This is a genomic window from Pseudomonas sp. PDM31 (assembly GCF_019218965.1).
Lineage (GTDB): Bacteria > Pseudomonadota > Gammaproteobacteria > Pseudomonadales > Pseudomonadaceae > Aquipseudomonas.
Map to the genome: position 1 here is coordinate 546968 of NZ_JAHUWS010000003.1, position 22215 is coordinate 569182.

General features: G+C 55.0%; 11 protein-coding genes. 6 read left to right on the forward strand and 5 right to left on the reverse strand.

The genetic code is table 11. The annotated features are described in order from the left end of the window. Window positions 1–283: 283 nt before the first annotated feature. Window positions 284–5245, reverse strand: a complete 4962-nt coding sequence (locus KW839_RS08835; protein ID WP_218424087.1) for an RHS repeat domain-containing protein — start codon at window positions 5243–5245, stop codon at window positions 284–286. A 77-nt stretch (window positions 5246–5322) separates the two neighbouring features. Continuing rightward, on the reverse strand, window positions 5323–5829 hold the full coding sequence (locus KW839_RS08840) for a hypothetical protein (protein WP_156465530.1): 507 nt from the start codon (window positions 5827–5829) through the stop codon (window positions 5323–5325). Between the two features lie 363 nt (window positions 5830–6192). Here KW839_RS08840 and KW839_RS08845 point away from each other — a divergent pair, with 363 nt between their 5' ends. The 5 genes from KW839_RS08845 (at window position 6193) to KW839_RS08865 (ending at window position 18250) form a co-directional block, all read left to right on the forward strand. Then, a complete protein-coding gene (locus KW839_RS08845) occupies window positions 6193–8028 on the forward strand; it encodes a hypothetical protein (protein WP_218424088.1) in 1836 nt (611 codons plus the stop codon). 51 nt (window positions 8029–8079) lie between these two features. Next, window positions 8080–10452, forward strand: coding sequence for a hypothetical protein (locus tag KW839_RS08850; RefSeq protein WP_218424089.1), 2373 nt, complete (start codon window positions 8080–8082; stop codon window positions 10450–10452). 33 nt (window positions 10453–10485) lie between these two features. Beyond that, on the forward strand, window positions 10486–13386 hold the full coding sequence (locus KW839_RS08855) for a hypothetical protein (protein WP_218424090.1): 2901 nt from the start codon (window positions 10486–10488) through the stop codon (window positions 13384–13386). A 191-nt stretch (window positions 13387–13577) separates the two neighbouring features. Then, window positions 13578–17378, forward strand: coding sequence for an RHS repeat domain-containing protein (locus KW839_RS08860; RefSeq protein ID WP_218424091.1), 3801 nt, complete (start codon window positions 13578–13580; stop codon window positions 17376–17378). Next, window positions 17378–18250, forward strand: a complete 873-nt coding sequence (locus tag KW839_RS08865) for an RHS repeat-associated core domain-containing protein (protein WP_218424092.1) — start codon at window positions 17378–17380, stop codon at window positions 18248–18250. The genes KW839_RS08860 and KW839_RS08865 overlap by 1 nt, the downstream gene beginning before the upstream one ends. 96 nt (window positions 18251–18346) lie before the next feature. Here the strand turns inward: KW839_RS08865 and KW839_RS08870 are convergent, their stop codons facing one another. Both KW839_RS08870 and KW839_RS08875 read right to left on the reverse strand, forming a co-directional pair. Further along, window positions 18347–19093, reverse strand: a complete 747-nt coding sequence (locus KW839_RS08870; protein WP_218424093.1) for a response regulator transcription factor — start codon at window positions 19091–19093, stop codon at window positions 18347–18349. Between the two features lie 51 nt (window positions 19094–19144). Continuing rightward, complete coding sequence (locus tag KW839_RS08875) at window positions 19145–19429, reverse strand: LuxR family transcriptional regulator (protein ID WP_218424094.1); 285 nt, start codon at window positions 19427–19429, stop codon at window positions 19145–19147. A 466-nt stretch (window positions 19430–19895) separates the two neighbouring features. On the opposite strand from KW839_RS08875, the gene KW839_RS08880 reads away from it, so the two are divergent. Next, window positions 19896–21119, forward strand: coding sequence for a pyridoxal phosphate-dependent aminotransferase (locus KW839_RS08880; protein WP_060542897.1), 1224 nt, complete (start codon window positions 19896–19898; stop codon window positions 21117–21119). 53 nt (window positions 21120–21172) lie between these two features. On the opposite strand, the gene KW839_RS08885 is transcribed toward KW839_RS08880, so the two are convergent. Beyond that, window positions 21173–21817: a DUF1345 domain-containing protein gene (locus tag KW839_RS08885; RefSeq protein ID WP_218424095.1), complete on the reverse strand. Its 645-nt coding sequence runs from the start codon at window positions 21815–21817 to the stop codon at window positions 21173–21175. Window positions 21818–22215 lie beyond the last annotated feature (398 nt).

The window sequence follows — 22215 nt, forward strand, 5'->3', positions numbered from 1 at the left end:
GCGTTTAAAAGGTCGAGACGGTGCTGTTATTGCACTGTTTAGTAATAGGTTGGGTTTTGGGGGGTGATGTCTCGATGGGGGGATTGTATTAAGCGGGGGGTAGAGGGAATATGAGAAAACTCTCAGTTGTGTGGGTGCAAGGGCGGGTATTTATTTGGGGGTGTTTCGGCTGGTGTTGTGATTGTGCCTCGGGCAATTTGAGAGGCAGGTTGACAAGTTCCAAGTGCGTAATCCAAAGAGGATTGCGCACTTGGCAGCAGGGGCGCGTGCTATAACTTATGTCTTACATACGAACTCCTCCTTCGTTAAGGTAAACTCGAAACTCCGTCTGTTTTGGTGCAAACTTTCCGTCGCCAAGAGATTTCCAATTACCAAAACTAGCCGATGATCGAGTCGGGATCGGGGACGGGGGTACGTTTTCTGAAGAAGTTGTGACTAAATTCTCGGAGATCGAAGGCGCCCGGACATTGGTATTAGTTGACCCTGAAGGCGGATCAATATCGGGTAAACTTGGATCATAAATTGAGGAAGAAGAACGCCTGGAAGCTGGGTTGTTCAGACTTTCCTGAGATAGGCTTGCTTGTCGGGGGCGTTCTTGTGGAACCTCGTTCAGATCGCCGGGAATAGAGCCAGATCTTGATCGACCACTTGAAACAGATGCGCGGGGTGTCGGTGTATTCTGAGGCCGCTTAAAATAACCTACCGAGCCCACAGTTGCCCCAAGCGCCACCAAGATTGAGCCAACGGCCACAAAATTGTCATCTTCCACGATAACGCCATACGTGGTAGCAGCAGCCCCTAGCGTTGCCAAGACCGCGCCGCCCCATGCTGCAATAGCAGCCAATCCAACTCCTGCTGTAAACCAGGCAACGCCGACTAGAACCACTGCAACGAGCACAACAGCAAAAATGGCGGCAATTTTTCCAAGCAAACCTCCCGTTGTCTCTTTGACGGGATCCTTCTGTGGGTCGTCGGGCCGATCATTGGTAGGTCGGTGGCCGGTCGGGTCGCGGAAGGTGACGGGATTGCCCAGGCCATACACATAGGGGTTGACCCCGCCGGAGCCGAACGGGCTGAAAGAATCCGGGCTGTGAAAGCGTTGCAAGTTCGGATTGTAGGCACGATAGCCGCGCCCCAGCAGATACCATTGCGTAACTTCCTCGTACACTTCGCAGTTGAAAGCCAGCAAGCTGCGCAGTTCGTCTTCGCTGCTGCGAGCACCGTAGGCAGTGTAAGCCACTGTTTTTATCCCAGATTGCAAAATTTCGCCGATGACATGGGGGCTGGCGTCCGTCATCAGCAGAATGGTTTGTGCGGGATCATCGCTTCGCTCCTGGCCCAGGGGCCGATCGCCGTCGAACAGGTACTGAGTGTACGTGTCACCCTGGCGCGTGTGACTGAGGCTATAGCCTTGGTAAAACCGCAGGGTTTCGCGTTCATTGCCCAGACGGATTCCCACCAGATGGTTGTGCCCGTCATAACGGTAGGTCACCAGGGCTTGTAGCCCTGTCGGGTCCTTGACAGCGATCAGACGCCCCTGGCTGTCGTAGATCAGGCGACGATTCTGTTCGTCGTTGAGCATATTGCCATTGGCATCGTATTCGAATGCCTGGCAGGGCGAATAGCCTCCGTCGGTATAGGTATGAGTAATCTGGGTCAACTGACAGGGATCATCAGGGGCATAGGTGAACGTTGCGATATCACTCAGTCCATTGTCGAATTGCGTGACAACGCGCTTAACATTGTCCAGCCCATCGAACGTGAATCTCTGGCTGATGATCGCATTGCCGTAGGCATCCTTGGGCAGGGCTTTGCTGGTGCCCGTACACTTGTGATGTACAAGCCGGTTACGCGGGTCATAGTCAAACTCTTCCTTGAGCAGGCTGCGCCCATCCAGACTCAGTTGTCGGCTTTTGAGCTGGTTGTCTCCCTGCCAGGTCTGGATTATGGTGCGGGGCGGTTGATTATCCACCCTCAGGGTACGTTCAATTTCTCGGTTCTGGGTGTCGTATCGCATTTCAACGACCAGCGTCACGCCCGAGACCGTGTTGCGCGTGGTAGTGCGGTGAAGCTGTCCAAGAGCGTTATATTCAAAGTCGGCTTTTAAAGAGCCTTGGGTGACTGAACAGGGTCGTCCGCATTTGTCATAAGTTTGAAGGTTTTCAAGGCCGCCGGTATCACGGCGGCTGATTTGACGTCCCAAGAGGGAGGTGACGTAATCGGTTTCCTGGGTTGTACCGTCAGTGTCGGTCCAGCTTTCATGCGCCAGTTGACCATTGGGTGAATAGCGGTAAGTGCGCTGGCCATGGCTATTGATCGCCTTGGTGATACCCCCGGTTTTGGGGTCATAGCTGTACGTCGCAGGCTGGCTCTCGCAGGTCTTGATGGATAAAGGCTGTTGGGTCAGTTCTGGCTTGTATTCATAGTCGAACGTTTCCAGCGCAGTGATACGTTGGCTGGGCTGCATCTGAGCGCCCGCATAGCGATATCGTTCGGTTCGCAGATTGCCCGCCGACCCAGTACTTCTTTCCGTCAGACGCAGGAGACTGTCAAATGTCTGGTGACCGACCGTTACTTCGGGTTGGGCGATGTTTCCCGGTATAACCTTTAACCGGGTCACGTGCTGGCCAAAACTTTGTTGTGCAAACTCCCTGGTGACCTTCGTGTTGTCGGCGAGCGTGGTCGCCTCCACACGCTCCCACACGTCGTAAGAGAAATGTGTGGTGCGCTCCTGCCCATCGTACAACTCAATTTGTTCTACGCAGTTGCTGTTGCCATCGTAGAGAAACTGTGTGGCTCCAACGGTTGGTAGTGCCGTCTCACCCAGTAATCGCTGAAGGTGTTCGGCGACCGGGCGCTCGGGTTGTTGCTGGCATCGCTCGATCAACGGCTGGGCGTCCAGTCGTTCAAAACGCTCCAGCTTACCGAAATCGTTGTATTCGCCCCCCGTCAGACCACTGATCGTAATCTCTGTTTGCGCGCCGGGCGTTTCCAGCCAGCGATACTCGATGGGCCCCTTTTTGCCAAACGGCGACCATAAGAGATTGTTTACGCTACCGTCCGGGTTAGTGGTACGGCACTCGACACCCCAGGCGTCGTACTCGAACTGCTGGCGCAACTTGATACATTTATCTTCCAGCCAGTAGTCGTAGCTGATCTGTTCAAAACAATTGTTCCGTTCATCGTAGCTGGCGGCAAAAATCTGCCGTGGCGTTTCTGATTTTTCCGCGTATGCCTGGTAAATCATCCGCCCCATCCCGTCGTAGCGGGTATGGGTGGTCGCGCCCGTGGTTTCGGTCACACTCTGAGACGCCTGTTGCCCGTCGATGCTGGTCAAGGTATAGGTGTAAACCCGCTCGGCGCTAACATCAGGGGATGAGGGCGAGACGACTTCCCTGGTGATTCGACCCAGCGCATCGAATTGGCGTAGCAGTTGCACGCCGTCGAGATCAGTGGACAGAACGACTTCTCCGGTGACCAACGAGTGTTGTTGAAGTATTGATTTCTCGATGCTGTCAAAACCGGTAAACAATTCAGTGGTCTGCAGCACCGGTTGCCCGGTCAGCGCACTGTTCAACCGCTGGTATTCATACGAAGTCGTGCTGGTTTTGCCATTGAGGGTGGTCAGCAATGTAACTGGGCGGCCATGCAGGAACGCATCCGCCGGCAGCTCGTGATAGGTGCGTTGGGTCTGTTGCAAAGTGGTGTCGGTGGCGCCGTTGACCTGCGCCAGGGTCTCGCTCTCGATCGCCAGCCAGTCGGGCTGCCCGCTGCCGGTCAAGGCTTTGTGCGCCGCATAACGCAAGCGGGTGCGCAGTGTCGGGGCGCCCGGTTCGCCTTGGGGCGACGGGGTGACCAGGGTATCTTTGAGGTTGCGCACAAAGCGGTCCGGCGGGCAGCCGTCCTCGCCCTCCTTGAGGTAGTAGGTGTAGGTGGTCACACGGCCATTGGGCTCGACCTGTCTGGTCTGATTACCGTCCGTGTCAAAATCAGTTTCTGCCACTTCTGCGCGGTATTGGGTGGGGTCCTTGTCGATCGTCCAGATGGTGGTGACCTTCCTGGGCAACTGAAATTGCGCGACCTGCTGCTCGAACGGTTTGTCTTCGGCGTAGTAGTCGGTCTTGACCTGTTTGATACATTTTTGCTGGGTGGTTGTTTCTTCGGTCAGCAAATGAAAACGGTTGTAGGTGCGCTTCACGGTGCGCACCACCTTGGGGTTGTTTAGGTCGGTGGCATCCATTAGCGTGGCGGTGCTGCCGTATTCATAATGGGTGACCACTTTGTACAGCGGGTCCATGCCTTCTTCCCAACTGACGGTTTCCCCGAACCCCAGGAAATTATGGCTGGTGTAGCTGAAGTCGACCTGGGTCATCGGTTGGCCGAAGCCGGGGTAGCTGCGATGACGGGTGACCCGCGGCAGGTTGGGCCGGCTGACGCCGCCCGGATAAGGGTGCCCCAGGTCACCGTAGTCAAGGGTTTCGCGCCCGCCCGTTGGCGTGTGGACTTCATGCAGGCAGAGAATGCCGCGGATCGGCCCGTTGCCGTAGCCAAACCGCCAGGACGCCTTGTCGGCGGTGGGCAACACGATACTGGTGACCCTGCCACTGCCGTTGAGGTTCATTTCATAGCGCGCCAGCGGGCCGCCACCGGGGCCGTCGTAGGGGCGTATGAGGATTTCCACCTGGGTGTCGTTGGGGCGGTTGATGCGCAACAGTTCGCCTTGGGCGTCCCTGATGCTAGCCAGGCGCTGGCCACCGCGGAAGTTGGCATAATCCAGCTCGATGCAGTGCCCGGCGGGTGAGTAGATCTTTTTGGGCAAGGCCACCCGATCAGTGCTGCTGCCACCGACCTCGAGCAACTCCACCAGCCCGGACTTGTGCGTCACGCGGTACCAGTCATTGCCCAGGTTTTGGAAGTGAAAGCTGTCGAGTTTTTTTTCCTTGATGGACGGCTCGGTCCCGCTGCCGGTGACCTTGAAGGTTTCCCCGGTGTGCAGGGACAGGATGCTGTTGTGCGGGGTGAACTGGGTCTGGTTGAGGTTCCAGCCCAGCCCCCAGCCGGAATCCAGGGTGTTGATCGGGTTGAAGGCCAGGCTCACGGGAAAGGCCGGGCCACCCAGCCAGTTGCTCTTGACCTCGGGGAAGTCGATGGAGAGGGTGTATTGCCCGGTACGGGGGTCGACACCGCCTTGCATATGATTCACGAAACCAAAGGCTTGCGAATGCACGGCTCTGGAAGAAGTCATGTTTTGGGGCCTCGTTATTAATTATTTCCAAGATGATTCTGTCGTCCGAAAAGACAAGCGGTATTTGTATATCGACACTACGGAGATGGGGGCTGCGCTGAAGTGATAATTTTTACGCAAGCTGTGTTGTCTGCTGCGGAGGAGCCATGTTTTTTCCAGGTGCGAGTGAGTTGCAAACCTGGTTCGATGATCAGGCCAGGTTGAAAGGTGGTGAGGAAGTCAACTTCAATAATTGTGGTTTCTGTGTTTTTTTTTGTTGTTTTCAGTTCTATATAAAAACCATCCCTGCTTGTGTCCTCCCTGCAATCTGCATGGTCATGAATAAAAATTTTTGTAGCCGAAGGCATTTCTGAAAATGCGATGGTGCGAGCAGTATCATAACCACATTTTCCTTCCCCGCTTTTCTCCAAGTCGTAGACTGCTGTTTGTCCCGGCTCGGGAGCTTTTAAGGTGCAGCGGTTACTATCCTTGTCTCTTAAAATAATAGTACCCCGACTAGCAGAGGTTTCAGCCATTACGGCGCTGGATAATAAGAAACAGGTGGCGAGCAATAGCCCGATACTGGTTGATTTTTGGAGGTTCATCTGGTGGCCTCATGTAACGAGTTGGGTTGGACTTACATTCGGAGTTTGGGCTAACGTTATCACCTGATTGGGTTGTCGAAACCTATCAGAACAGATAGTTGTTTACGTCACGTGTAAGGCGTAGGCTTTCAGGATTTTTGTCGGAACAGTGTGATGCGCTGGCAGGTCTATGCAGACTGTCGAAGGGCGCAGAGATCAATAAAGATAAGTATCGATTAGTGAAGTTGAGTGCAGCAAAACAGCAGGGTTAAATCAAAGTCTTCAAGCATATCGCATATCCAGCGCCTGACAACCTAGTAGTTCTGTTAGTGGTCGGCTCCTTGAGTATGGCGTTATTGTGAGATTCATAGTCGATGAATTCCAATGACCAAGGAGAAAAAAATGGCGGATGTGAACCCCCGTCCTGTGATCCGGGATCTACAGCCTGGCGACTGGATCGATCTGGACCAGTTGGGCAGTGATGCTCTGATGACCTATATCAAATACCCCGATATTGCCATCGACGACGTATTTTGGCCGAACTGGCGAGGCTGTGGAGCACAGGGTGCAATCGCCGATCACTTCAATGCCCGAGTGGATGTTTCGATTGAAGGGGGGTACACCCCTGAGTCGGGAATGCCGGTGCTGGTACCCAATGGACTGCTCAAGCAGCTTGATCAAGGCTGGGCCTTTTATTCGTACGCGCTCGGTAAGGCTTCTGATCCAGCATTCCGGGGGCCAGAGTCCCTGCGAACCTTCTGCTATGTGGGTAAACGCCCAGACAAAGTCAGCAGTTTACCGGTGCCGCAGATCAAGGAATCCCATGGGTGTGCATTGGACCCGGATGAACTCGACCCTGCGGGTGCCACTGCCGTGGTACCGCCTTATAACGCGATGAGCGTTGGGGACACCGTGATTCTCACCTGGCAAGGGTACTATGCCGGGATCCCGGAGGACCCCTTTAAACAAAAGAAAACAATCAAGGCTGAGGAGTTGGGCCAGCCGCTGACGTTCACGGTCCCGAAAGCCCAGTTCGACTATCCGGTTCAAGATGGCGAGTTAAGTTATCGTATCGAGTATGCCAACGGAGTGGGGGAACCAAGTGACTCCGAGGTGCAAACACTGGACTTGGTCAAATCCGATGCCAAGCGGTTAGACCCCATCACTGTCAAGGGCCACGAAGAGGGCCCGATCAATCCCGGGAAGTATCCTGATGGGCTGGTATTACAGGTAAAACCTGCTTATGCAGCCCTTCAGGAGGGGGATTGGGTGCTGGTGTACTGGACGGGCACGGATAAGACCAAAAATGTCATCAAGGCTCTGCGGGTCGATCGGTCGACGGTGGACAGCGGTGTCATCGAATTTCTGATCGAGCCCCGTTGGCTGATCGACAATAGCAATTCCAAGGTGGCCGTGGTTTATCAGTTTGCCCGTCAGGGTGTTGCGCAATCTGCTGATACATTGCCATTGGATATCAGTAAACCGTTGAACCTGCCCATGCCGGTTGTCGAAAACGCGACAAGTGAAGGCACTGACAAGGGATTTCTGAGGGCGAATACCAGTGGCGACCATGTCAGCATACCCGCAACGGCCGAAGTTGGCTCGGGCAGAGTAGAGCTGCATTTTGAGGGTAATCCCAATGGTGGGCGGCACATTGCGTTGACGCCTATACCAGGCAACGGCAAGAAATACTTCATTCCCGCCACCGTCCTGGCTGCCAACATGTCGGAGCGCCTGGATGTGCATTTTCCCGTGTTTTATCGCGTGTTTGCACCGGGTGATAACGTCGGCGAAAAGTCCGCCACTTACAACGTGCGCATCACGCCACTGCCCGCGTCACGGTATCCCTTTACGACGTCGCCGCAGATTGTAAATAACGAAATGAAGTTGTCCTCTGTCGGTATTGGCGGTGCCGATCTGGAAATTCACTCTTCGCCCCACAACGACGCATGGCCATTCATGGCCGAGGGACAACTATTGATCATGGAAGTCCACGGTGTCGATCGTAGTGGCGGTAGTATCCGGATTTTCGTGCGCGAGGCCACTCATCCGGTTACTGCGGCGGAGTTCAGAAATAAGAAAGCAACGGCAAAATTGCCAAAAGCTTTTCTCAGTACGCTCAAGCCCAATGAGCCATTCACGCTGAAGGCGAAAGTTAGTTTCAATGGCGGCGACTCTTATATCAACTTTGTGGACAGCACGCCGAAGCTTGTTAGTTGACGGTCATCGGCGCAAGTCGGTGGATTTTCTATTAATGAAAGGATATTGATCATGGAAAGTAATTCCATTGCTGAACTGTTGACTTGGTTGAAAGTGGAGCCTCGGACATTTGGCTGCGATGCTGTCGTGGCCTATGGGCGCAGTGAAACAAATAAGGTGCTGCTTCAGGAGTATATCAATCGCTTCGGTACTGATAATTATCTTCGGCCTATTACTGAAGAAGTCAAAAATACTGGGACTCCGAACTCCAAGGAATATTATAATAACTACCAGTTGGACTCCCCGAAGATTTCATTCGCTGGTTCAGAGTTGGAAAAATCGTCTGCCAAGATAAGCATGAATGTCGTTGGCGGCTCGCGCGTGCATTTTGAAAAGCAGCAAGGTACCACTGTTTGGAACGTGAGCAAACTTTCCCATGAGGATGTACTGGATGGGGAGAAATTAAGTTTTGATGTCGATCTCATTGCGGCTCGTGGGTCGGTGAGTTCCGCAGGACGCGTGGAACTGGATATTTCGAATGGGAAAAACTACCGACTGACCGGTGGCTTATCTGAGGTCTTTAATAAGCTGGCCGGCGAACGCATGCAGCACGCTTTCAAATCCTTGCCGGAGGATCAGAAAATTTTCGTGTTGAACGAACTGAAGTTCGATGACAAACAGTTTTTGAAGCCGGACAAGTTTGTTATTCGTACACATAACAAGAAAGGTTCGGGTGCCAGGCTATTGGCAGGTGAAGACGAGGGGGAGGGCGCTGTTCTGGTGTTCATCGCGATGCAGGGGCGAGACCTTGGCAGACCGCCGACTCTCAATAAAGATCTGAAATATTTACTTCCGGACGGCTATTCGGCAACGCTGTTGTTGGGGCATGAGTTCTTCATTAAGAAAATATTTGACGATGGGTTGAAGAGAATTTCAAAAACCGAAGCAATAGTCTACGACGAAGTGCGATCTGCTGACAAACTGAAAATCCTGAAGCTTATTGGGAGGAGTGGATACAGAAAGCGGAATGTGATGCAGATGGCAAGAATTGGTCCTGCCGAATATGCTTCAAAATTCACGGTCGCATATACTCACTCATTGGTCGAAGTCCCAAATGACTATTTTTTGCTGAATACAGCGGAGGGAAAATTTTCGCTTGAATGGAAAGAGCCAGGTATACAACATCCTTTGAATGCATATGGTACCGAATTTATTGACCCTATCCGGGTACAGTGGGACATTGAGGTGCCATTTGATTTTATCATTGGAGAGGAGCAGGATCTTCGTATTGAGGCGTCGTCTGCAAGTCGCTATGTGATCAACTCCAGTGATCTAGGTTCGGTAATTGATGCCCCTTATAGGGAGCAGGTACTGCAAACCTACAATCAGTGGATGAGGCCTATATTTGACGAGTCTATTGCCGATTTCATCGGCAGTGCGCAAAGTATTAATGTATTTACCCTTAACAGTCTTCTGTTTCGCGGCACAGATGCAGTGCAGTTCAAGAGGGCTGAATTCCCTACCGACGTAGCGCTGTTTGGACATGTCGGCCCCGGCCCATCCGGCTTCAGTATCAATCAAGTGCAACAGCTGGTCGGTCCCGGCGAAACATTCCAGTTCACCACCCAACCGCCGCGCACCGACCTGAAATGGGAGGTGCATAACATCCTTGGCGAGACGGTTCCCAAGGGTGCCATTAATCCCACGACGGGGCTTTATACCGCCCCCACAGGCGCCCAGCTCAAGGGTAGTTTCGTGCGCGTAAGGGTGACCGCCAGTGCTGGCGGCCGTACCAGTTCGGCGTTGGTCACGGTGTTGCGCCAAGCCATCACCGTCAATCCGATGATCCGGGTTGCCACGGCCGGAGATACGCTGGCGCTTGACGTCTCGGCCGGAACCGTGGACGGCGGGCCGTTGACCTGGTCCATCCAGGATCCTTCCTCGGGTGCGGTGGTACGGCCGCATCCCAATACCGATCCCGCAGAAAGAAAGGATCACGTCTATGTGCCGGGGCCGCGGATATCCAGATCGCCGCCCACTGTCGACACGATCGTTGTGCACAACCCACGGACTAAATTGAGTGAGACGGCACGGGTATTGGTCCTGCATCGGGGGATCACGCTGAACGTGGGGATCGTCGAAAAACCTGGCTTGCCGGATAACCAGTTTCAGCTCGCCATCCTGGGCGAAGAAGGCCCCATTAATCCGGGTGACTTTGAAGAAACATGGGAGGTAGTGCTAGGTGGTGGATCTGCGCAGATCGATGCCGAAAAAGGTCTGCTCACAGTGAACCCTGCCGGCCCGGACAAATATGTGCTGGTCACTGTCTGCGCTCCCGGCATCAGGAATCAGCCGGACGATTACGGTTACTTGATCTTGCCAGTGCCGTTTTTCAGTCTCCCCCCAGAAACCCTTCGTCAGTTGCCCAGCACAGATGCTCAGTAATCGGTTGTTCACTCAATGTCGGGAGAGAAAGTCATGGCGACTCATTCGCTAAATAGTTTGCTCGAACAAATGAAAAGGGGCTCGATTACCAGCGGTTGGGGGGCAGTGCTGGCGTTCGGCCGGGCGCAACTCAATCGTATGCTGCAAGAGCAATACCTTGCGTGGTTGGACAAAGGCCGTTTCATTCCGCCTATCACGGGTGAGGTCTTTACCGAGAGCAGGACTGAGTCGATGAAACTGGAAGGTCTGGTTTTGGGCCAACCGGTGCTGTCCTTTCGAAAGGCGTTACTGAATCAGTCTTTCGTGACAGTGAGCATGAATATTGTCGCGGGCAGCTACACGGCCATCAGTCGGCCACTGGGCGACGGAGCACAGCAGTTGATGTCCACCTTCAAGATCACTGAAGCCATGGGCTACAAGATCGAAATGAAGGTCAGCGTTAACCAGATTAAAGGCAGTGTGGATAAGCGAGGTCGAGTGGCCCTGGATTTGGGCCGCGCCGAGGAGTTGACTTGTAATCTGGGAGGGCTGCCAGGTGTTACGAAGCCCGTGGCCGCTTTTATTAAAGAGTACCTGACGCTGCTACCGGAGGACATGCGCACCTTTGAGCTTGGGCTGTTGGATTTGAGCGGTAATAATCCATTGAGTCCAACCGATTTCTATATTCGCACGCAGAAAGTGCCCGGTAGAGAAGAAAAGGATGACGATGGTGCGGTGTTGGTGTTTGTCCGCCTGAAGTTCAATGAGAAAGATGGTTTATTTCCCATTGAAGGCAGCGGCTTCCCCTACTTGATTCCGGACGATCTGAGCGCTGGCAAGCCGTTGTACTCGGCGTCGATGGTGTTGAGCCAGGACTTGCTCGAGCTGCTTGACGAAGTGCAGTTGGACGTACTCAAAAACCTGATTCTGCCCGGCGAAAACCTGTTTGTCGAAAGCCTTAACGGGCGGCACACGCCCAACGATCTGCTGATACTCGGTAACCTCAAGCCGACGGACGAAAGCGTGAGCATCGACCCGCCGTTCATCTACCTCAAGTCTGGTCACACTCAGGCATTTACCGCCCGTAAAAGTGACGGCACAACGGTGAGTGCCCAATGGCAAGTCAGCAACCCCGTCAGCCCGCTTTCAGTGGGTACCATCACGTCAACCGGTGGTGTGTACACGACGCCAGCCCCATCACGAATGGGCAAAGAGCAACAGCCTGTCGTGGTGACGGCGCAGTATGCAATGGGGGGAGTACAGCGCACCAGTTCGGCATTTGTGCTGGGGGTCTACGAAAGCATGAGCATCTCGCCGCGCGTGTGCACCAGTGCAATCGGGTCCGGTGCCGCGGGCATTCCACTGACAGCGTTCACGCTGAGTGGCGGTTCATTGCAGTGGCCTGTTCTCAAGCCATCTGAGGGGACTTTGACGGTTGTCGATAACAATAACGCCATTTACAAACCTCCTGCGGAACTGAGTGAGCAGGTGAAAGTCCAGACCATCAGGGTCACCGATTCCCAGACCAAAGAGACGATAGACGCATCGATTGTGTTGATGAAGTCACCCCACTTGTGGCCGGTCGATCCGCCTTACGTCGCGGCGATAAGTGAGGATACACCGATCCAGCTGTATGCCGATCTTGAACCGGATAACGCCAAGTGGGTTGTCATTGGTGAAGGTGAAGTGGATGAAACCGGGTTGTTCACACCACCAAAGGATCCCACTACCCGAGTCAGCGTGGTGAGGTGTTCCTACCTGGTTAACGGAACGGTCAGGGCCAGCGGCTTGAGCATCATCGAACTCACCAAGCAAAAGATGCCAGACCCCACCTGGTCAGAGCTCGCAACGTTTTCAATCGTCGCCAGCGGCGGACTGAACCAGTGCTTCAGCAATGGCTATCAACAGATTGCCGTAATGGTCAAGATTGAGACCAGTCCGGTAAAAATTGGTGACGAGAATGTCTACATACCGGTCAGCGACGCACACTTGTCGACCCTGCGGCTGGTTCATGCATCTTCGCACAGCCCCGTGCCGTTCGTGCCCGCAGGTCAGGAAGGCATTGAATACGAGAGCGGGATCGACTGGGCGGTGAATAAAAAAAGGAATCGTTTCAAACTTTTTTCCCCCTCTAACGCAGCGACGCCCAACTCGGTCCCAGTCCCGACGCCGCAGAACAATGGTGTGCGGTACCGCGAGCTGTGGATCCAGCTAACAAAGCAGGGCAGCCACACCTTTTATGCGCAGTTCAATTCGGATAAGGGCACTTTTAACTCTAATCAGCCAATGGCAGAGGGCTCTGAAATCACCGTGCAGGGTATCGCGCCACCCACGGCGGACATTAGTCATTATAAATTCGCAGGTGAACGCGTAGCGCAGGATGAGCTTGGTAAGGATGGACCACCCAGTAAATTGTATCCTGAAGGAGATACATTCAGTTTTTACCGTCAATCCACCGACTATTGGCGTTTAAGGTATCTGCGGGTGGGGACTTTTCCTGTGTTGTTTTCCACGGCAACGATTGAAGGCAATGTTTCGACGATTCAGTGGGAAAGTGAATTGATCGACGAGAATTTCGTTAGTTTTACCGGTATCGCCTTTAATCCGGCAAACTTCGAAAATAGCGATAGCCCTGCTCCGCAAGGATTGACGTTCGATCCGTATCTTTGGGGGTTGATGAGGTTGCGCAATATCAAACTGGACAGTTCATTTGTAATCAATGAAGAACCCTCTTCCGGCGAGTTGATGGTGAGTTTGCACCGAACGAATGACGTGAAGTATTGGTATGACGGACTGGCAGAGGGTGATAAACGTAAAATGTACCGTAAACATCTGGATCCGGGTCTCAAGATTGTATTGGTGGACGAGGAAGGCAATCGACATTCATTGATTATTGCTTTTGATAATCCAACGAAAGAAGACAGTCGGAATAGGTTGACCATCAGTCGTACTTGATCACTATTGATTAGTTCAGATCAACGGTGCGTTCATAAGAGGCGATCAGTCAGTCTTCGGGCCTGCCATGTAATCAGACCTGAAGCTGGCCGCCTGCCGAAATATTAATCAATTATTTTTTATATAATATTTTATTAGGTACACATGACATGACTACGTCCAGTGCTGTGCATTCCCAAGCTTTTGCTTTCATGAGTTATTTGCAAGGCGGTGTCGACCCCCGTACCGGGCAATACACCCTCTCCATCGACTTCCCCGAGGTCAAGAGCAACTGGCTGGGTGGCCCGGCCTTTCCCGTGAGCCTGGCCTTCAACCCGATCAACATCCTGGATTCCGGCTACGGGCGGGGCTGGAACCTCAACCTGACCCAGTTCACCCCGCACAACAGCATCCTGTCCCTGCACACCGGGGAAACCTTCAAGGTCACCGGCAGCGGGACCGAGCCGTCCATCAAGGAAAAAAAACTCGACAGCTTTCACTTCCAAAACCTGGGCAATGACTGGTACCGCGTGACGCACAAGTCCGGGCTGGTGGAGTTGCTCGAGGTCGGTGGCAGCAGCACTGATCGGGTGGCCTTACCCAAAAAGATCTACTCGCCCGCCGGGCACTGCATCGAGCTGGATTATGACGACTTCCGCGGTGGCCAGCGCCTGGCTAGCATCAGGGACGCCCAAGGTGAACTGTTGCGCATCAACCGCCCCAACGACACCCAGGTGGAAATCCTCATACGCCCCTACGACGGCCCCGGTGGCGGCCCGCTGGCGCGCTATGAAATGAACCTCAACGGCAGTGGCTGGGTCACCAGTATCGTGTTGCCCACCGCCGACAAGGCGTCCTGGCGGTTTGGCTACGGCAACGGGCCGATCCGCGACATTCTCTGCCTGCATGAAGTCCACACGCCAACGGGCGGGCGCGAAACCCTTGACTACGGTGACCTCGGGCACCCTTATCCGGGCGGCGTCAGCCGGCCCAACCTGCCGCGGGTCACCCGTCATCGCAGCTACCCCGGCTTCGACCAACCGATGATCCAGGTGGACTACAGCTACACCAACCATAATTTCCTGGGGTTCGGGGAAACCGTCAGTTGGGAAGAAGGCATGGACCCGCTGTACAAAGTGCGCACCCTTTATGATTACGGCAGCACCGCCACGCTGATGGACGCCACCGACCTAAACAACCCCAAGGTGGTGCGCACCGTGAAACGCACCTACAACCGCTTTCATTTGCTGACCGAAGAAACAACCACCCAGCAAAAATGTATCAAACAAGTCAAGACCGACTACTACGCCGAGGACATACCGTTCGAGCAGCAGGTCGCGCAATTTCAGCTGCCCAGGAAGGTCACCACCATCTGGACAATCGACAAGGACCCCACCCAATACCGCGAGGAAGTGGCAGAGAGTGAATTTGACACGGACGGTAATCAGACCAGACAGGTCGAGCCCAATGGCCTCGTGACCACCTACACCTACTACCTCAAGGAGGGCGAGGACGGTTGCCCGCCGGACCGTTTTGTGCGCAACCTCAAAGACACCCTGGTCACCCCGTCGCCCCAAGGCAAACCGGGCGCCCCGACACTGCGTACGCGCTTGCGTTATGCGGCGCACAAAGCCTTGACCGGCAGCGGGCAACCCGACTGGCTGGCGATCGAGAGCGAGACCCTGGCGCAGATCAACGGCGCCACCGACACCACTTTGCAACAGACCCAGCGCACCTATCACGTGGAGCCGGCGGATGCGTTCCTGCATGCTCGCCCGCAAACCGAGCAAACTACTCTCAATGGCAAAACCAGCACGACGTCATATGAATACGAGAGGTTGTACAGCGCACTGGCTGGGGCGACGGTGCTGCAGACCACTGCAACCTTCAAGGGTTTCGATGATGTGCCCGGTAAAAAGGAAGTCCGTAAAAAGATCATCAGTGAGGACTCACTGCTACACGGTCAGCCTTTGCTGACCCGCGACGACAATAACGTGAGAATTCGCTACGTCTACGATGCGCTGATGCGGGTGCTGAGTGAGACCGTCGCCCCGGACGAGCCTGAGTTCGAAGCTACGCGTCATTATGAATACTACCTGACATCCATTGCCGGGCAGCAGGCCAGTCAGGTGGTCACCGATGTCAAAGGGGTGAAGACCCGAAGCCTGGTCGACGGCCTCAACCGCCCGATATACGAAGAGCGCCATGACGCGGATAACCCGCAGCGCGCCGACAAATACCGCCAGACCTGGTCCGCCTCGTACGATCTGTACGGAAACCTGAGGGAGGAAACTCACTACGACTGGCGGGGGGCGCAGCAGGTCGCTCAGACCAGCACATTCGAATACGACGATTGGGGCATGCAGCGCAGTGTCACCGGCCCGGACGGTGTAACGGTCTATGAGCAAACCAATCCGATTGGCACTTCCGGGTGGCGAGGGCCGATCCAGAGCAGTTGGCGAGAGGGGCCGGGAAAAGTCGGCGGCAAGGTAGTGACTTACCTGAATCTGTTCGAGAAGCCCGATCACGTTGAGCGATTCGAGATTGACCAATCGCTGGTGAGTAAACATCAATACGTCTATGACGGGTTTGGAAGAACGGTTGAGGAAACCGATGCGAGCGATGCCACCACGACATATGCCTACGATGCTTTTGACCGGTTGATCATCAACGGTCTGCCGGGTGGCGCCGAGGTTCGCCGCTGTTACGCCGAGCACAGTTCCGCAGACTTGCCGACGAAAATCAGTGTCGACGATGTCGTGCTTGGCGAGCAAACGTTCGATGGCCTGGATCGGATGATTGAATCGATCACCGGTGGACGCGTGCAAAGCTTCACCTACAACCCGGGCCAAACCCAACCGGCGACGGTCACCACCGCCAGCAACCAAGTGATCAACTATGCCTACCAGCCCCAGTTGGGCGATGAACCGAGCCAGCGCAGTCTGCCCGATAAGGATCCAGCTGAATACGAGCGCGACGGTAAAAACGCTCGTCTTGTCCGTTGCAAGGAAGATGACCTGGAGCTGCAACGCGAATACTTCACCACCGGTGAAATGAAAAGCGAAACACGGGTGCAGGGCAATCAAACCGATGTCATGCATTATGACTACAGTCGACAGGGGCTTTTGCTCAGTTACACCGACGTACGAGATCAAGTTCAAACTTATCACTACGACGACCCTGGCCGCCTGGAGCACACCGAGCTGGGAACCACGTTTTCGGACTTTACCTTTGACACCCTGGGACAGCCACTCACGATCAAAACCCGGGACAGCGCCAGCGGACAACAGGTGACCATCAGCCTGGAACACGATGGATTGGGCCGCGAGATCAAGCGTACGTTTGACCTTGATGGCGTCCTGCAGGTGCTGAGCCAGGTCTATAACAAGGTCGATCTACTGGTGCGCAGAACATTGCGCGAAGGCCAGACATTGTTGCGTGATGAGACCTATGAATACGACCCGCGCGGGCGCCTGGTGCTTTATAAGTGCGAGGGCAGCGAACCACCGGTGGATCCCTATGGCAAGGCCATTGTCAGTCAGAGATTCATGTTCGACGCCATGGATAATCTGAAGCGGGTAACGACGACTTACCAGGGGCCGGGGGGAACCACAAGTAACAACATCGCCACTTACCGCTACACCGGCACCGACCCGACGCAATTGTCCAGCGTGACCAACTCGGCCTCGGGTGACGGCTATCCCGCGCTCATCGAACTTGAGTATGACTGGGACGGCCGCATGACTCGTGATGAAGAAGGCCGGTTTCTGGAATACGACGCCTTGGGCCGCTTGATCCGCGTCAGTGCACTGCCGGGCGAGACGCCAACCGATTATGACTACGATCCGTTGGACAAGATATCCGGGGGCAACGGCGACGGCGGGCCGGAGCAGCGCTTCTATCGTAACGGCGTGCTGGTCAACCGCATTCAGGGGGCAAGCCACAGCACCTTCATGCACGGCGATAACATGGTGCTCGCCGAGTACCAGGAAGGTGATGACCCAAAGTCTTGATGCTGCTCGGTGACCATAAAAATACGTTGCTGAGCGAGGCGAGTAACGGGGTGGTCAATCAGGTTGCGCATACCGCGTATGGCCATGCCAGTGCGCAACAGCCGATCAGTACGCAACTGCATTACAACGGGCAATTCAGCGAGCCGCAGACGGGGTGGCAGTTGTTGGGGAATGGGTATCGGGCTTATAACCCTAGATTGATGAAGTTTTTAAGTCCCGACAGTTTGAGTCCGTTTGGCGAGGGTGGATTGAATAGGTACGCCTATTGCGAGGGTGAGCCGGTGTTGAGCGCGGATCCGGATGGGCATTCGGTATTTGGCAATATTCTGCGGATGTTCAGACCTACTACTATCCAGGCTGAAAACGCCAAAGTTCCAAATATATTTCTTCAGAAACCCGGATCCAAAACTGGTCCAGCTTCGGTGCGGCCTATTCAGCATAAAGATGTAGAGCGGTTGAAGACGGTTGTGAGGGGGCGTGAGTCGGAGTTAAACAATGTAGACGAAAAGTGGGGCGAAAGGAGTAGAACCCCTGGTTATGAACAGGGATACGACCGCAAACATGGTCTGGGAAGTTTTCGAAACGAGGCTATGAATGACATTGGGAAGGCGAGATATAACCTGGAAAATTCCCGTGAGCTTAAGGGTTGGGCAAGTAATAATGTCGGAAAAATTGGAATAACAAAGGAAGCTTCAAAAAGCTTGAAAGCAACAGCAGACAAGTTTGCGGCGTCAGCGTCCGAAGTCAGGAAGGAGCGGAAACAACAATATTTTTATATGCAACAAGCGCAATTTGATAAGCGAAACGAGAGAGCCGGCAAAGAAGTAAAGCGTAGATTTGAAAGAAGTTTTTTGGGTGATGGAAAGAGTTAAACGTTTAATGTCTGGATGGTGGGGTACAATGCCTCACCATCCAGCGTTTAATCGTTCACGACATACAAGCGGAGTAGATGTTTATTGGGTCATTATCTACCCCAGCCCACTCACCCGCGCAAATTCCACCAACCCACCGTCATGGTCAAGTCCCAACTTGTCCATGGCGGTTCTTTTCTGCCTGCTGATGGTTTTTTCGCTGCGATTCAATTGCGCGGCAATCTGCCGGCCGGACAAGCCCTGGACAAACAACCGAACCACCTCCAGTTCACGCTCGGAAAGGCTCACCCGAGGCACCGCCACACTCGAGCATGGCAAGGTCTGGGCCTGCAGAATCGTGGCGAATGTCGAGCACAGGTGGCGCCTCCCTTTGATCACCGTGTTGACCGCGCGCTTGAGTTCGCTCATGGGGCTGCGTTTGTCAAACAGTCCGTTCACGCCTGAGTTGAGCAAAGCCTGCAGCAGCGAAGGGTTGCGCATCATGGTCATGACAATCAACGGCAGGTGGTCGAAATGGCGTTTCAGATAACTCATCAATGCCAGGCCGTCGGGAAAGCGCCCATAGGGCATGGAATAATCGCTGATCAGCAAGTCGCACGGCGTGCGTTGCAAATGGCAGATCAGTTCATCGGCATTATGGGCCTGGGCGACAATCGAGAACGCTGACCCCGATCCTGGGCACAGGGCCGTTTCGGCCCCCATTAACACTACGGGGTGATCATCGGCGAGGATGATGCGCAAGGGGGAAATGATGCGGTGCCCGTACGGTACGGGGGTATCGTCACAGGCACTTGAATGGCTAGCTTCGGGTTGTGAGGGTGGTGGCATTTGTGCGGGGTTCATGGAATGTCTCAACAGGGGTCGATGTCACGCTGACCACTGCGCAAGGCCGGTTCAAGGCAATCGAATCAAGCCTTGTTCCAACGCCATGACCAACGCGATCCAGCGCGAGCTCACGCCAAATTTTCGGCGGATATTGCAAAAATGATAATTCACACCCGCTTCGGTGCAGCTGATGATCCGGGCGATTTCCCAGGATGACTTGCCAGCGGCGCTCCACTGCAAGACTTCTTTCTCCCGGGTGGTGAGTTTGATTTTTTTCGCAGGCTTGCTTTCCCGTGGCAAGGTGTTGGGCAGGGCGGGCGAAGATCGAACTGAACTACTGATGGAGCGTTGCATGGTTGGATCTCCCATTCATCATCAATGACGGCGTGGGCGCGGCAGAATCTTCCTACTGCAGGATGGCGTGGTTCGCGCGGCCGTCCTTCAGGCACCTGGATAGGGGCCGGAGGCACGGGCTTTTTATAACGCGATTCAGGCCGTTTGGAACCTGTCAGATATTACAGGTGACGGACTTTAGCCAGATGTTGTAGAAATGGCTGTCAGTAAAAGCGCCGGCGTGTGTAGGAGTAGTCGCTGGTGTTTTTCATTCTGGAACTTGAAGGTTAATGTGCTGATTCAGCTGGTTTTTATTTTCAATACGGTTCTGCGCAACACTGAAATGCCGGGGGAGACAAAGGGGCTCGGGCATGGCCCGCTCCTGGTGTGCACTGTCGGGGCCGTCCGTCGATTGGGTTGTCATGCTGGCGCGTTTGGCGATTTGAGGTAGGGTTGTGTCTGGGAGCCCGCGCGACAGGAGAAAGACATGCGCTATTCAGCCTTGACCCAACGAATCGCTGGAGACGGAGCGGCGGCCTGGCAGATTCATGATCGGGCGCTGCAATTGCGTGAGCAGGGCGTCGATGTGTTGCTGTTATCGATCGGCGATCCGGATTTCGCGACACCTGAGCCCATCGTCCAGGCAGCCATTGCCAGCTTGTTGGCCGGCGATACCCATTATCCGCCGGTGCGTGGCAGTCCAGGCTTGCGTGACAGCATTGCCCGCCGCCATCGGCAACGCTGCGGCCAGGCCGTTGACGCCAACCATGTAATCGTCCTTCCCGGGGCGCAGTGTGCGGTGTATTGCGTCGCGCAATGCCTGCTCGATCCGGGTGATGAAGTGATCGTCGCCGAGCCGATGTACGTGACCTACGAAGGCGTGCTCGGGGCTTGCGCGGCCAAAGTGGTGCCGGTTCCGGTGAGTGCGCAAAACGGGTTTCGCGTCGACCCGGCAGACGTCGCGGCCCGTATCACGCCCAGGACTCGCGCCATCTTGCTCAACAGTCCGAACAACCCGTCCGGTGCCAGTCTGCCGTTGAGCGTCTGGCAGCAATTGGCCGCGCTGTGCATTGGTCATGACTTGTGGCTGATCAGCGATGAGGTCTACAGCGAGCTACTGTACGAAGGCGCACACATCAGCCCCGCGAGCCTGCCGGGCATGGCCGAACGCACCGCGACCATCAACAGCCTGTCCAAATCCCACGCCATGAGTGGCTGGCGGGTAGGCTGGGTGATCGGGGCGAAACCGCTGATTGATCATCTGGAACATCTGTCGATGTGCATGCTGTTCGGCATTCCGGAATTTGTGCAGAAAGCCGCGCAAGTGGCGTTGGATGAAGAGCATCCGCAACTGGCACTGATGCGCGAGGAGTACCGGCGGCGCCGCGATCTGGTCTGCATCAGCCTCGGCGATTGTCCGGGCTTGCAGCCAATCTGGCCCGATGGCGGCATGTTCGTGATGGTCGACGTACGTGGAACGGGTGCGACCGCACAAGAGTTTTCGCAGCAATTACTCGAGCATTACAGCGTCTCGGTACTTGCCGGCGAGGCATTCGGAGCGAGTGCGGCAGGATACATCCGGATCGGGTTAGTGCTCGACTGCAAACAATTGGCCAAGGCCTGTGAACGTATCGCCCTGTGCGCCAAAGCGTTCACCGAAAGGTTGTACCTGCGCGGGGCGGAAGTCGGAACGACCTTGGGTCGCGGGTAATGAAAACGAGTCTGCCATGGCACATACGATGTGCCTTTGCACTCACCTTGCTGCTAGTGACCAAACAATCCAGCGGCGATATTGATTGAAAATCCCAGGATCGCCGTATTAAACAAAAAGCCGATCAATGACTGCGCCAGCACGATCTTGCGCAACTCAGGGGTGGCCACGCCCACATCCGAGGTCTGTACCGCCACGCCGATGGTGAACGAGAAATACAAAAAGTCCCAGTAATTGGGGGTCGTCAAACCCTCGGCAAAACGCAACGCCGGTTCCTTGCCGCCCCAGGTGTAATACAACCGGGCGTAGTGCACGCTGAAAATCACACCGATCAACAGCCATGAGCCCATTACGGTCATTGCCGTGAAGCCGTAATGGACCAGCCTGCGAGTAGTTTCCATGTCCTTGCTGCCGGCCAGTTCCAAGGTGATGGTCGCCAGGCTGGCGAGTGCCGCGATGCACACGACAAACAATACCAACCCGGCATTTTCGTCTTCGATTTCGGCAATGCGTTTCACGTCCGGCGCTTTGGCGCGGGTGGCGAGCCAGATCATCAGCAGCAGGTAAGTCCAGACCCCGGCGTTCCAGCCGAAGAGGATTTTGCTGATGATCGAGTCGGACGGGGCCAGAATGCCCACCGCCACGCCCAGGGTGGCGGCGGCGGACAGGCGAGGGTGGGTGCGGGCGAGGAAGGGCATGGGCGCTCGAAGGGGCCGGGGGTGTGCGATCACCTTAGCCCAGTGCGATCCGTTGGACCACATTCGCGCGGCCAGACACAAATCTTCGCAGGAGCGAGCATGCTCCGGGCGGCGTTCCGACGATGGGCGTCAACGATAACGCGGGCATCCTGAACGCCCGCGGCGCTCTCTGGTTTTTCGCGAGCGTGCTCGCTCCTACAATTGACCGTGTTGGACTGTAGGAGCGAGCACGCTCGCGATGGACGTGAACGATGACGCGGGTTTCCTGAATGCCCGCGGCGCTCTCTGGTTTTTCGCGAGCGTGCTCGCTCCTACAATTGACCGTGTTGGACTGTAGGAGCGAGCACGCTCGCGATGGACGTGAACGATGACGCGGGTTTCCTGAATGCCCGCGGCGC

Excerpts from the sequence above, each read along its gene's own strand:
- KW839_RS08880 (WP_060542897.1), top strand. The coding sequence starts at position 19,896 with ATGCGCTATTCAGCCTTGACCCAACGAATCGCTGGAGACGGAGCGGCG.
- KW839_RS08860 (WP_218424091.1), top strand. The coding sequence starts at position 13,578 with ATGAGTTATTTGCAAGGCGGTGTCGACCCCCGTACCGGGCAATACACC.
- KW839_RS08840 (WP_156465530.1), bottom strand. The coding sequence starts at position 5,829 with ATGAACCTCCAAAAATCAACCAGTATCGGGCTATTGCTCGCCACCTGT.
- KW839_RS08865 (WP_218424092.1), top strand. The coding sequence starts at position 17,378 with ATGCTGCTCGGTGACCATAAAAATACGTTGCTGAGCGAGGCGAGTAAC.
- KW839_RS08885 (WP_218424095.1), bottom strand. The coding sequence starts at position 21,817 with ATGCCCTTCCTCGCCCGCACCCACCCTCGCCTGTCCGCCGCCGCCACC.
- KW839_RS08845 (WP_218424088.1), top strand. The coding sequence starts at position 6,193 with ATGACCAAGGAGAAAAAAATGGCGGATGTGAACCCCCGTCCTGTGATC.
- KW839_RS08870 (WP_218424093.1), bottom strand. The coding sequence starts at position 19,093 with ATGAACCCCGCACAAATGCCACCACCCTCACAACCCGAAGCTAGCCAT.
- KW839_RS08875 (WP_218424094.1), bottom strand. The coding sequence starts at position 19,429 with ATGCAACGCTCCATCAGTAGTTCAGTTCGATCTTCGCCCGCCCTGCCC.
- KW839_RS08835 (WP_218424087.1), bottom strand. The coding sequence starts at position 5,245 with ATGACTTCTTCCAGAGCCGTGCATTCGCAAGCCTTTGGTTTCGTGAAT.
- KW839_RS08850 (WP_218424089.1), top strand. The coding sequence starts at position 8,080 with ATGGAAAGTAATTCCATTGCTGAACTGTTGACTTGGTTGAAAGTGGAG.
- KW839_RS08855 (WP_218424090.1), top strand. The coding sequence starts at position 10,486 with ATGGCGACTCATTCGCTAAATAGTTTGCTCGAACAAATGAAAAGGGGC.